This window comes from Agarivorans sp. Alg241-V36 (assembly GCF_900537085.1).
Taxonomy (GTDB): domain Bacteria; phylum Pseudomonadota; class Gammaproteobacteria; order Enterobacterales; family Celerinatantimonadaceae; genus Agarivorans.
Genome location: NZ_UNRE01000005.1, coordinates 434915 through 448002 on the forward strand (window position 1 = coordinate 434915; position 13088 = coordinate 448002).

Genomic DNA, 13088 nt, shown 5'->3' on the forward strand with positions numbered 1-13088 from the left:
GCTGGTGGCGGGCTAATACCAGATATTTTCACCAAGAACAGTGCACTTAGCAGCGTTGTTGTTTATTTCAACTTGTCTTTTGGGTTAGCGATTGTTCCGGCCAAAAACAAACTGAGGATTCGATCCATCAATGCTGATTAACGCCTTAAAGCTCCTTCTTTTATTCTACGCCCATTAACAGAGCGGGGAGTAGTTGCCAGCTCTATTCATTGGTCGACCTAACGTAATAGTTAGATATGGACGTTTGCTTATTCGTTTCGTTGATAAAACTTTTTGAGTTTTTCAATTTGGAACTGTAATGACAGCACTTAATAACACAACTTCTCGTTCTTGGCTTAAAGCAGCTTTGGTATCTAGTTTATTTTTTTCTACTAGTGCATTGGCTGAACATCAAGATACTTCTGACTTAGACAATGCAGCAGAATTTGCTGAGTTGCGAGATCTAAATATTCCTGAACATCTTCCAGGTCTAGCTTTGAGTGATTTAGGCCAAACGGATCACTTTGTAGAGCATGTTACTAAGAGCTTTACAGGCAAACACGGCACCGAAGCTACCGAATACTTTTTAGTGCACAGTACTGACCTTAAAGGAAGAATGAGCTTAAATATTCGTTACAAAGAAGAGAGCTTAAAACACCGCAAAGGTTTGCTTAAAGATATCGAAAAGCTTGCGATGACAGAATACAAGTTACGCCAATATGCCAGTACTTACGACAAAAGCTCCTTGCAGGTAGACCAGCAAGAAGATGGTAGTGCGACTGTGCGCTTTAACTTTTCTAAGTTTGCCTTACCACAGGATTTAGCGTTTTTCCGTTTTATGCAGGTAGAGATGACGGTGAGAAATGGCCTAGTTAAACAGATGGTGATTACCAACAGCGAACCCTTCAAACATGACTTAGGAAAGGTAAATGAGTATCGCCAAACCTTGAAGCTAGAAGTGCTAAATACTGGCGAGTACGTGATTAAGCATAAAACGGTTAATGCTAAAGGTGTATGTAAGGGCCACGACTGTGAACTAGACATGGAAATTAAACCGGTTGCTTTTTACGATGACGCTGCTGGCGCAATTATTAAAGATCAACAGTTGCTTTCTGAGATGTCTGATCCTCGAGTACGCGAAGAAAATGTGAAACTAGACAGGGTATTCCCTATTTTTGGCGACACCCTGCGTCGGAAAGGCATCGACTTACCAAAGCCTTTCGGCTTTTCTATGGCTTACCGTAGCCAAGAAACTGATTTTGATTTTACCAGCTTTAGCGTATTTGGCATTGATCCTGATATTTTAGGGATGTTTTTCGACCCAGAACAATCACATGCAGTGGTGAATACCGAGAGTTTTACCTTGCGTGGTGACGCCTACATATTGCCTTTTTGGAATGTATTTGGCTTCGTTGGAAAACTAGATGTAGACGCCGATGTTCTGGCCCACTTTAACGGGATTGACCTTTGTCTTGGTGTGGAAATTGGCGATAAGTGTATTGGTGAGCAAATCCAAGTTCCATCAGGTGACTTTCATGTACCTTTGCATCTTGAGTATGACTTACTAGGTGTAGGTACCACATTATCTGTTGGTTATAAGAATTTATTTGCCTCGGTAACGGGTTCATTAACTAAAACAAAAATGAAGGGTGCTGACGAATGGAGCGACGGTATTGTTACCGTGCAACCAATGTTGGGTTACCAGTTTCAACAACAGCGAGCACAGGTGTTTGTTGGTGCAGAGTACCAAGGTTATGACGATAACATGACCGGCACAGTGCGTTTTCAAGATATAGAAATGGATTATGACGTGGGTATTCGTAGTCAACGTTGGGCTGGCTTAATTGGTTTTAACAAAGAGCTAGGCCAAAACTACAATATCACTGGCCTTGTTAGTATAGGTAAAGACCGTAGCGCAGCAACCCTTAACTTTGGTTACCGATTCTAGTGGCTTATGGGCAAGGATGCCCATTTAGCAATCTTTCTCTCTATTTCTCATCTAGGTTTCCTTATGCATTTTGTTAAACAAATTGTAGCACTGCTGCTGCCTGAGTTTCGCCGTGGTCAACCTCTGGTATTACTTGGTTTATTTAGTTTACTGGTTGCTTGCTCCAGTGCTCCCCCGCCAATTAACCATGATCTAACAGCAAACTGGCAGCCTGAGACTGTTCCAGCTCAAGTGTATTTAATTCCTAATGGAAAAGAGGCTTTAGCTCATCGTGTTAATGCTGTTCGCCGGGCCAAGGCTTACGTTTTACTAGAGTATTTTACTTGGGACCATGACCTTAGTGGAGCTTACCTATACCGCGAGCTTAGAATGGCTGCTGATCGCGGCGTAAAGGTAAAACTAGTGCTTGATGACCTGCTTGAGTTTAATGATAAGTGGTTAAAAGTGTTAGCTGCGCACCCAAATATAGAAGTACGTATTTTTAATCCTTTTGAAGGGCGTGAACTTGGTTGGTTTAGCCGGATGTTTGATTTTCAGATCCATAAAAATAAACGTAATCATCGCTTACATGAAAAGCTATTGCTGGTGGATGGCGAGTTAATGATTACTGGTGGACGTAATATCGGCGATAGCTATTTTGAATACAGCAATAAAGCGAACTTTTTTGATTTGGATTTGTTAGTAAAGGGGGAAGTACTCGCAGCTTTTGAACAAAACTTTGAGGCGCTGTTTACTAGTGAGCAGGTTGTTGATGTAGAGATTTTACTTGGAAAGTTAGGGCAGGGAGAGCGTGATTATTTATTGGCTGATTTTGCAAAATTAGCAAAGAAACAGCCGCTACAGTTAAAGGAGATTGCCAATAGCGTCCAGTTACTCGCTGAGCCACAATTTATGCCTGTGGAGGCTACTGCATTATTCGACTCGCTGGAGAAAATGAATGATAAGCAGCCTTATCACCGTGTTCGTTTGTCTAAAGTCATTCAACAAAAACATGAGAAAGTTAAACATCTAACCGTCTCTACACCGTATTTGCTGCCTAAGGCTGTTGGGGAAAGTGATATCCAAGAATTTAGCCAACAAGGCGCTGAGGTGACAGCTGTGACGGCCGGTAAAACTGGCAGTGATTCAGCGTTTGTTGGTGCTTATTACTCGCCTTATCGTAAGCAGCTACTAGAAAAAGGCGTAACGGTTTATGAGTTTTCGCCAGAAAAGCACAAGGGTCAATCTAAGAGTTATTATCATGTGAAAGCATTGATTGTGAATAAACAATGTAGCTATGTTGGTTCTTCTAACTTTGATCCGAGATCTGATCATTTAAACCTGGAATTCGGTTTGTACCTATGCGGAGAGGCGTTTGCTGAGCAGTTAGAAGACTATTTGTTTAAAGATCGCGATAGTTATTTATGGCGCGTCAGCATAAACGAAAATGGCAAAACCGTTTGGCAGCAAGGCAAGCAGGAGAGGCTTAAATCACCAGGAAGAAAAAGCTCCGCAGCTATTGGTGATGCAATATACCGTTCGCTGGGTTTAGTTTACGACTTATAAGTTACCGGGCTTGTCGTTGCAGTTCTTCTAGCCAATGCTGATGATAATTGTTGATGTGCTTGGGAAGAAAAAACTTGGTGAACCAGCTTATGCCATTGCGTTGAGTTGTTTCTGTAATGATTGAACAGCCGCTGTCTTGGCAGTCGAGTTTCCAGGCATGATACATGTCGATGCTGCCAGATTTACCTTTCCATGCAATTTTTTTATTGGGAACAAACTCCACTACTGTGCATTTAAATTGGAGTTTTTTAGTTTTCCAAAGAAACACAGTGCCTTTTTCTAGCTCAAGTCCATTGCCGTTTAATAGTTGAACCGAGGTTGCTTTGTTTTCCCAGCTTGGCCAGCAGGGCGCTCGCACTAAACAAGCCCATACTTGCTCAGCGGGAACTCTAATAGGCACAGCGTTTTTAACGTGAATTTGTGCATGTTTGGGATGGTAGTACTCTGGCCAATCGATTTGAGTATTCACTTGCATGTAAGCTACCTGTTTAAAAGTCTATCGTTAACTCAATAATTATAGCGCTTAGTTGCTAGGCTTATTTTTCTGCTTACTCTGAAAAGACTCGCTAGACGTATTAGGTGGATACTAGCCAAATTCCAACACCTATCATTAAGGTTCCAGATATGCGATTTAATAACCTTACATTGCCACTTTTGTTCAAAAACAACCTTAAGGTTTTTCCACCGGTTGCATAAAGTGTCATACACACAAACTCAGAAATTAGAATGATGCCAACCAATACGGTTAATTGCAGGGGCAGGGCTTTATCCGCTTGGATGAAAGGTGGCAGTAAGGAGATCATAAAAGCCCAGCCTTTAGGGTTTGCAATGGCTGTAATAAAACCTTGAGTGGCTAATTGCCAATGGCCAACTTGTGCTTGCTGTTCGATTTTTTCGGGTATGGCCATTTTTCCGCGAGAGCGCCACATTTGGATACCTAGGTAGGCTAGGTAACCTCCGCCGATCCATTTAAGTAAGGTAAACACATCTGGGTAGCGCAGCATAATTGCGGCAACCCCAAGTACTGCCAACACAGCAACAATGCCTACTCCCACCATTTCACCGAGCATCATCCAAAATGTGCGGCGCAGGCCTATGGTCATGCCTAAGGTCATCGCTAGCGTCATACACATGCCGGGTGTGATTGAAACGAAGAAGAAAGTAGGGATAAAGATAAGTAGGGTAGACAGATCCATGGCTTAACCAACAGCATTTTTCAAAGGCTACAGTGTACTCTTTTTATGCTTGGATAAAAGGCATAGGAACCATGGTGGAAGGTTTTGTTAAATGAATCCTAGATAGTAATTTTGTTTCCTAAGCTTTAGAATTGCTCCGATAGCAGAGCTCTGCAAAATTTTTAACCAAGGAATCTTGAATGATCATTGCAAAAGACGACGTTGCCGTTTTTGAATACACCGTAACCGCTAATGGCGAACAACTTGATACTTCTGAAGGCAAAGAGCCTTTGGCAATTATTGTTGGTCACGGTCAGTTAGTACCTGGCTTAGAGCAAGCGCTTGTTGGTAAACAGGTTGGCGACAAGTTTGATGCAGATATTGCTGCCGAAAATGCTTATGGTGAGCGTAACGATAACCTTGTTCAAGCAGTGCCTAAGAGCATGTTTGGCGATGTTGAAGTGGAAGTAGGCATGCAGTTTCGCGCTACTACCGACGAAGGCGAGCAGTCGGTCATTATTATCGGCATGGAAGAAGACGAAGTGATTGTTGATGGCAACCACCCATTAGCTGGAATTGATTTGGCTTTCTCAATTGAAGTGACCGAAGTTCGTAAAGCAACTGAAGAAGAGTTAGCTCACGGCCACGTTCATGCAGAAGGCGGATGTGGCCACCACCACTAAGCTATTTATAGTTGGTCTTCTATTGGTAGAAGGCCAACTATCCAAGCCTGGAACTTTCGCCACGCACTGGCTTTAGGCTCGCTAGAGTAACGTATTTCCTCTTGGCCCCGCAAAGACTCTACCCATTCTAATTGCTGTTTTTGGTCCAGCTCAAGCAAATAGCTTTTATAGGGTAGTTCTTCATGCACGCCGCTAAATACTCGTTCTGCTAAGTTCGGGCAGGTAAGTAACAAACCCATTTCGGTATTTAGGTTGATGGAGCGAGGATCCCAGTTAAACGAGCCGATAAACAGCTTCTCTTCATCAATTACAAACATTTTGCTGTGCAAGCTTGCGCGAGAGGCGCCTTTACCAAAAAAAGCTAAGCGTTGCTTTTGCGAGGCATCGGGCTTAATTTCATAAACAAATACATTAGCCTCAACCAAGCGCTTGCGATATTTTTTATAGCCAGAGTGCACTGCAGCAACGTCGGTGGCAGCAAGCGAATTGGTTATTACGCTAACATCAATCCCTTTGTTGGAAAGCTCTATAAGCGCTTCGCTTCCTTCTTCTCCAGGTACAAAGTAGGGTGAACTCAGCAAAATGCTTTGTGTTGCGTCTAGCATTGCTTCCCCTAGATTTGTTGCAACATTTTGGGTGAAGCCGAAGTCCTTGTTGGGGTGGTCTACTAATAAGCGACCATCACACCAATATAAGAAATCGCGAAAGGATTTATCTTCGATGAGCTTGGCATAACGTCTATGGGCTTTGATAAAGGATTTGACGCTATGTTTGAAAATTTGCTGTTCTAAACGCCTATGCTGAGCTTGAATATCTACCTCTTTTGGATTTAAGGCTTCCATAGGGTAGCTTCTAATGTCGTTCCAATATAAGTCAAAGGCTTGGTTTACTTCGTCAACCACTGGGCCTAAAGCGATGGCGTCAATGTCTGCAAATTCAAGGTCGTCTTTTGCGCTAAAGTATTCGTCGCCAATGTTTCTGCCTCCTACCACGGTAATGAGACCGTCGATAGTAAGTGACTTGTTGTGCATGCGGCTGTTTAGCCGATTAAAATCACCGACCATATTGGTGGCGCGAAAGGTACGATCGTAGAATGGATTAAATACTCTTACTTCAACGTTGTCGTGCAGAGCTAGAGCTTTTAGTACATCGTCATAATTTGAGGTATTAATGTCGTCGATTAACAGCCTAACTCTCACCCCTCGGTCTGCGGCCAATAACAAATGGCCCAAGAATAATGCGCCGGTCATATCCTCTTTAATCATGTAGTACTGGGCGTCAATACTTAACTCAGCTTCTTCGATTAATGCAATTCTTGCTGCGAAGGCGCTTAAACCATCGGACAAAATAGCTATGCCATTTTTACCCGGTTGATATTGAGCAATTTGATTAACTTTAAACTGATTAAGGGAAGATGCATTAGGCTTAAGTGTGTAGCTTGCTTGCTTATGTTGTTGTATCAGTTCTTCTGGTGGGCGTTGGGCGCAGGCAAATAACAACTGACTTACTAAAAAGATAAGTAATAAATGAGGCAGGGGGCGTGGCAATTCCATTTGCATCTTCAATAAGTAACTTGCTAAATATTAAAAGAAATTTTAGATGAATTAGCGTCTTTTCGCTAGTGAGTTAAGCCAGCTTTACGCAGTAATTGTTAACTTGCTGTTAATCCGTTTCCTCGAGACTCAAATAACGTATATAATGTCGCGCTTGATTTTACGAGACCAATTTTTATGCAAACAGCGCCAAATCTATTTAAACCTGAAACTTGCGTGAATCGCCAGCGAGCCGCTGCGCCATTCTTGCCTATGTCACGTAAGGAAATGAAAACCTTAGGTTGGGATAGCTGTGACATTATTTTGGTAACTGGTGACGCTTACGTTGACCACCCAAGCTTTGGTATGGCGGTCATTGGCCGTATGTTAGAAGCCAAAGGCTTTAGAGTGGGAATAATTGCACAGCCCGAATGGACCAGCAAAGATGCCTTTATGAAGCTTGGCAAACCCAATCTATTTTTTGGGGTAACCGCTGGCAACATGGACTCGATGATCAACCGTTACACCGCGGATAGAAAGCTGCGCCATGATGACGCCTACACGCCTAATAATGAAGGCGGAAAGCGACCTGATCGCGCAGTAATTGTCTATTCGCAGCGTTGTAAAGAAGCCTATAAAGATGTGCCTGTAGTCCTAGGTGGCATAGAAGCGAGCCTGCGCCGTATTGCTCACTATGATTACTGGTCTGATAAAGTGCGTCGCTCAGTGCTGTTTGATGCTAAAGCTGAATTGCTGATCTATGGCAACGCCGAGCGACCATTGGTTGAAGTTGCTTACCGCCTTAGCGAAGGTGAAGACATTAGTGAGCTAAATGACGTTCGTGGAACGGCGATTATACGTAAAGAAGCTCTACCAGGCTGGAGTGGTTTAGATTCAAGCCACTTAGATAAGCCTGGCAAAATTGACCCTATTCCTAGCCCATACGCTGAAATAGAAGAAAGCTGTGCCAGCAACGAAGCTGAGACTTTTGATCCGAAAGAAGCAGAAAAAGCCAAACCCATTGTTGTGCAATTGGAAAAGAAACGCCCATGGGAAAATGTGTACATTAATTTGCCGGCTTTTGAGCAAGTTAAAGTTAACCAAGTGCTGTATGCTCATGCGTCTCGAATTTTTCACTTAGAAACCAACCCTGGTTGTGCTCGCGCTTTAGCACAGCGCCATGGCGATAGAATTGTTTGGCTTAATCCTCCTGCCTTGCCATTAAGCACAGAAGATATGGATGGCGTGTTTGGTTTGCCTTATCAGCGGGTTCCGCATCCAAGTTATGGCAAGGCAAAAATACCTGCCTACGACATGATTAAGTTTTCGATAAACATTATGCGTGGTTGTTACGGCGGTTGTACTTTCTGTTCTATTACCGAGCACGAAGGGCGAATTATTCAAAGCCGCTCGGAAGATTCAATCATTAACGAGATCGAGCAGATCAGAGATCAAGTTCCTGGATTTACAGGCATTATTTCAGATTTAGGTGGCCCAACGGCCAACATGTATCGCCTCAATTGTAAAAGCCCTAAGGCCGAAGAAACCTGTCGTCGCCTATCTTGTGTGTATCCGAGTATTTGTCATCATATGGATACAGACCATACGCCTACTATCGATTTATACCGCCGTGCGCGTAAAGTTGAGGGCATTAAGAAGATCTTAATTGCCTCTGGCGTGCGATATGATTTAGCCATTGAAGACCCGCGCTACGTAAAAGAACTGGCTTTACACCATGTGGGTGGGTATTTAAAAATTGCACCAGAGCACACCGAAGAAGGCCCATTGTCTAAGATGATGAAACCGGGCATGGGCACTTATCACAAGTTTAAAGAGCTGTTTGATAAGTACTCAAAAGAAGCGGGTAAAAAGCAGTATTTGATCCCTTACTTTATCTCGGCTCATCCCGGTACTAAAGATGAAGATATGGTGACACTTGCGCTGTGGTTAAAGAAGAACAAGTTTAGACTTGATCAGGTGCAGAACTTCTATCCTTCACCGCTTGCTAACGCGACTACTATGTATCACACCGAGCGTAACCCGCTGCACAAAGTGAGTCACACTAGCGAGCGAGTTTCTGTTGCCAAGAAGGGCCGTCAGCGTCGCTTGCATAAAGCTTTACTGCGTTATCATGATGAGAAAAACTGGCCAATTATTCGTGAAGGCTTAACCAATATGGGCCTAACTAAGCTCATTGGTAGTGGCTTGCATCACTTAGTGCCTGCAGATAATAAGCGCGGCGGTCGTGGAGCTGGTAATCGTGGTTACAAAGGGGCGAAGAACAGTAACTTTGCCGCAACTCGTTTTACTAACAAACAGTTCAAGCAAAAGCGTTAATAATATAAGCGGCGTAAGCCGCTTTTTTTATATCAAATGTCTGAGCAGGTCTAAGGCTACGCAAAAGACTAGTGCGTAAACTGCCCATCTAATCAGTGAATACTCGTCGGCATTTAAGTTGTTAACAGGTTTAAAAAAAATACGTAATGGGTTTAACCAGTCTTGGTGGCGCTTTGCGTGTAAAAACACTGCCCTTAAAGCGAAGCTCATTGCCAGAATTAGGCATGCGGCTTCGCTTATAAGCAACACATCACTCATGGTAATTAGGCGATATGCTCTAGGTACATCACAGTGAGTTCTACGCGTGATTTCGCATTAAGCTTGCGCAATAAACTCTTCACATGCACCTTTACCGTTCCTTCGGTAATTTTAAGCGTTGATGCAACTTCGCGGTTACTGGCGCCTTTAGCGATTTCGTTAAGGGTTTGTAATTCACGTTTGGTAACGGATTCTAACTTTTCTGCAAATTCGTCAGTTTCGTGCAAGCAGCTAAGGAAGGGCATTAACTCTTCGCTTAGTACTTGTTTACCTGCTGCAGCTTGTTTTAGTTGTTCATGTAACTGCTCTGGTTCCATATCTTTAAGCAGGTAGCCATCGGCCCCGGCGTTAATCAGTTTGATTACGTCTTGCTTAGAATCTGACACAGTGAGAATAATGATGGTAGAGCTAACTTGTTTTTCACGCAGTAGCTTTAAAGTATCTAAGCCAGATAGACCCTTCATGTTCAAGTCTAACAGCACCACGTCGGGTTCAAGTTCGCTGCAAATCTCTACAGCTTGCGCACCACTGCCTGCTTCAGCAACAACGTTAAACTCAGGTTCGATGCTCAAAAACTGCACAATGCCTTTACGCATTAATGGGTGGTCATCTACAACAAGAATGTTGATTGGGTCGCTCATAGCTTGCAGGATCCTTAATTACTCTTTCTTGGAAAGGTTAGTTTAACCGAAACACCACCGGACAACGATTGCTCAAAACGAATATCTCCATCTAAACGCTGAGCACGTTCTTGCATAATTTGCAGTCCGTAATGGTCGTTAACTTGTTTTAGTTTGCCGCCCTGTAAGCCGTTATCCGCTACTTCAACAGAAATTAACTCAGAGTCGCCAATACATTTAACCGAAATTTTATCACAGTCAGCATGTTTTAAAGCGTTTATGATCGCTTCTCGAACAATTTGTATTATGTGAATTTGCTTATCTGCTTCCACCATATCGTTTGAGATGTTGGTTTCAAGTTCAATGGCTTGAGCGTGCTGGGTATTTAGTTCTTCTACTAATACTTGCAGCGATTCAACTAGCAGTGCGTTCTTGATGGTTAATCTAAAGGTTGAGAGTAGCTCGCGCAATTGTATGTAGGCGGCACTTAGTACTGACTGGATTTCTTGACTAATGGCTAAGCTTTGTTCGCTATCACTTGGATTCTGTTTAAGCTGGCGCTGCAATAGGCTTGTTTGAATTTTTAAGTACGATAAAGATTGAGCTAATGAGTCATGTAACTCTCGAGCAATGGTGGCACGCTCTTCCATTAAGAGCAGTTTTTGCTTTTGTAACAAGCTTTGTTCAAATCGCAGTACTTTAGTTACCGTGCGGCAATAACTGGTGACAATGGCTGCTCTATCTTGTGGAACGGTTGGCAACTGCAAAGAACCATATTGCTCTTGATTAAGTTGTAGTGATATGGGCTCTTCAAATTGCACCGGTTGTTGCCCTAACTCTACCTCTATGTCCAACTTGTCGATATATAGTTTGGCACTGTCTATTCCTAGGGTTTCGCAAAGAAGCTTTAGCGACTGATCCAGGTGTTCTTCATTTAGGGTGCTGTTAAACAGAGTTTGCTCTAGGTTGTATAAGAAGTTTAGGTCACGGTTGGCCCGACGCAGCTCTTTGGTTTTAGCTTTAACTTGATTTTCAAGGGTTTGGTAAGAGTGCTCTAAGTCCTGCGACATAGACATGATCCCCTTGGCCAAGGTTTCCATTTCAATACTCGCATAGCGAGTTGGTACAGAAATTTTAAAGTCACCCTGTTGCACTTGTTTGGCTGCTTCTACCAATCGATAAATGGGTTTGGAAATATTACGTTGAATGTACCAAAGCGTATAAACTGCGATAAAAGTGATGATGGCAAAAGCGATTAATTGAAGCAGGGTAAGGGAGAATACTTTGGATTCTGAGTTATATTGAGTTTCTGCAACAAATTGGTCGATTAGGTCGACAAATCCCACGATCTGACGGTCAAATTCTTCGATATTCCTTTCGATAACAAAAGGCTTTAATTGTACCCACCGTTGTTTTACTTCTAGGTAGCGCTGTGCGATGACATCGTTATGTTTAGCCGCTTTAGTTAAAGCGTCACTGTTTAGCGAGGTTTCAAATTGCAATATTTTTCGTTCTACTTGTTGGTCGTAAACGTTTAACGCGTGTGCCATTCGATAACTTTGCATACGTAAAGAGCCGGCAATGTTAATCGCTTCTGCATCGTTTAGGCTGTTTACTAAGGTAGTTAATGAGCCAATGGCCACTAGGGCAAATAGAAACATCATCACACTTAACAAGCGGATTACCGCTGTACCAATCGAGCGTTTACCAAAAAAACGTTTCAAAAATAAGTCCTTTTAATTCAACAAGGTTAACCGACAAGTATCACAAACCCAGTGTAACCGTTTAAGAAAGCACTTAACAAATTAAGATTTATTGCTTAGCATTAAAGTATCACCGAAGTCTAAATCGACCTAAGTCACAATGATATGGCGTTTAGACCCTTAGCATCGACTAAGCAGGGTAGAGTGCAGAAATGACTTTGCCTCCCGCATTTGGAAAGGTTGATTTATGTTATCGGATTCATTTTCCCGAAAATTTTTCTATTTGCGTTTGTCGCTTACCGACGAATGTAACTTCAAGTGTAACTATTGCTTACCTGATGGTTATCACTGCGAAACGCCCCATAGTAATCTCAATTTATCCGAGATAGCCCAAATTGCGCAATGCTTTGCAAAATTAGGCACCAACAAGATTCGCCTCACCGGCGGCGAGCCAAGCCTAAGAAAAGATTTAGTCGATATCATGGAAGTATGCGCAAATACGCCTGGTATTAAACAACTCGCGATGACCACTAACGGCTTCAAATTAGCCAATCATGCCAAGCGTTGGAAAGACGCTGGCCTAAGTCATATTAATGTGAGTGTAGATAGCTTAGATCCTCGTCAGTTCGAATTAATCACCGGCACTAAAACCTTTACTAAGGTAATGGCCGGGATTGATGCGGCACTTGAACAAGACTTTGCTGCGGTAAAGCTTAATGCCGTGCTTATTAAGCAAATGGCTCAGCAAAATTTTCGCAAGTATTTAGAGTGGATTAAAGACCGCCCGGTTGAAGTTCGCTTTATCGAGTTAATGCAAATGGGTGATCAACCTGATTATTTCCATAAACATCATATCGCTGGTTCCGGTTTTAAGCAGCTTTTGTTGAACGAAGGCTGGGAGCAGCAAATCCGCGCGCACAATGCTGGTCCGGCGCAAGTTTTCCAGCACCCCGATTACGCAGGGAAGATCGGCCTTATCATGCCGTATTCAAAAGACTTCTGCGCTACCTGTAATCGCCTACGAATTTCTTCGCAAGGTAAACTGCATTTATGTTTATTTGGAGAGGAGGGAGTAGAGCTACGTGATCTTTTGCAAGACCCTTCTCAATTAGCGCCTTTAAGCCAGCGAATTGAAGACGCATTACAAACCAAAAAAGTTAGTCATTTCCTCCACGACGGTAATACCGGCGCTACTCCTCATCTCGCATCAATAGGCGGATAAGTTTTAGTGCGTGATAGAAATCACGCACTATACTTGATCTAAATCAATCATTTAGACAAACACCCCTTAAGGGGTATGTTTTTGAT

10 protein-coding genes and 1 riboswitch are annotated in these 13088 nt (G+C 42.9%); of the genes, 5 read left to right on the forward strand and 5 right to left on the reverse strand.

All coding sequences use genetic code 11. From position 1 onward, the window contains the following. Positions 1 to 298: 298 nt before the first annotated feature. On the forward strand, positions 299 to 1927 hold the full coding sequence (locus G6R11_RS13850) for a hypothetical protein (RefSeq protein WP_163133655.1): 1629 nt from the start codon (positions 299 to 301) through the stop codon (positions 1925 to 1927). 63 nt (positions 1928 to 1990) lie between these two features. Further along, a complete protein-coding gene (locus G6R11_RS13855) occupies positions 1991 to 3472 on the forward strand; it encodes a phosphatidylserine/phosphatidylglycerophosphate/cardiolipin synthase family protein (protein ID WP_163133656.1) in 1482 nt (493 codons plus the stop codon). A 1-nt stretch (position 3473) separates the two neighbouring features. On the opposite strand, the gene G6R11_RS13860 is transcribed toward G6R11_RS13855, so the two are convergent. Next, positions 3474 to 3947, reverse strand: a complete 474-nt coding sequence (locus G6R11_RS13860; protein ID WP_163133657.1) for an SRPBCC domain-containing protein — start codon at positions 3945 to 3947, stop codon at positions 3474 to 3476. Positions 3948 to 4047: 100 nt separating this feature from the next. Continuing rightward, positions 4048 to 4668, reverse strand: a complete 621-nt coding sequence (locus G6R11_RS13865; RefSeq protein ID WP_163133658.1) for a LysE family translocator — start codon at positions 4666 to 4668, stop codon at positions 4048 to 4050. 179 nt (positions 4669 to 4847) lie between these two features. Between G6R11_RS13865 and G6R11_RS13870 the strand changes: the two genes are divergently transcribed. After that, complete coding sequence (locus G6R11_RS13870) at positions 4848 to 5330, forward strand: peptidylprolyl isomerase (RefSeq protein WP_163133659.1); 483 nt, start codon at positions 4848 to 4850, stop codon at positions 5328 to 5330. Positions 5331 to 5335: 5 nt separating this feature from the next. Here the strand turns inward: G6R11_RS13870 and G6R11_RS13875 are convergent, their stop codons facing one another. Beyond that, positions 5336 to 6883, reverse strand: a complete 1548-nt coding sequence (locus G6R11_RS13875; protein WP_163133660.1) for a phospholipase D family protein — start codon at positions 6881 to 6883, stop codon at positions 5336 to 5338. Between the two features lie 177 nt (positions 6884 to 7060). On the opposite strand from G6R11_RS13875, the gene G6R11_RS13880 reads away from it, so the two are divergent. Further along, on the forward strand, positions 7061 to 9199 hold the full coding sequence (locus G6R11_RS13880; protein ID WP_163133661.1) for a YgiQ family radical SAM protein: 2139 nt from the start codon (positions 7061 to 7063) through the stop codon (positions 9197 to 9199). A gap of 263 nt (positions 9200 to 9462) precedes the next feature. On the opposite strand, the gene narL is transcribed toward G6R11_RS13880, so the two are convergent. Next, the gene (narL, locus tag G6R11_RS13885; RefSeq protein WP_163133662.1) at positions 9463 to 10098 is read right to left on the reverse strand and encodes a two-component system response regulator NarL; all 636 of its coding nucleotides are present in this window, start codon (positions 10096 to 10098) and stop codon (positions 9463 to 9465) included. Positions 10099 to 10112: 14 nt separating this feature from the next. Then, the gene (locus tag G6R11_RS13890) at positions 10113 to 11801 is read right to left on the reverse strand and encodes a histidine kinase (protein ID WP_163133663.1); all 1689 of its coding nucleotides are present in this window, start codon (positions 11799 to 11801) and stop codon (positions 10113 to 10115) included. A 98-nt stretch (positions 11802 to 11899) separates the two neighbouring features. Next, positions 11900 to 12038: riboswitch (molybdenum cofactor riboswitch) on the forward strand. Here G6R11_RS13890 and moaA point away from each other — a divergent pair. Beyond that, the gene (moaA, locus tag G6R11_RS13895) at positions 12028 to 13002 is read left to right on the forward strand and encodes a GTP 3',8-cyclase MoaA (protein WP_163133664.1); all 975 of its coding nucleotides are present in this window, start codon (positions 12028 to 12030) and stop codon (positions 13000 to 13002) included. (Overlaps the previous riboswitch by 11 nt.) Positions 13003 to 13088 lie beyond the last annotated feature (86 nt).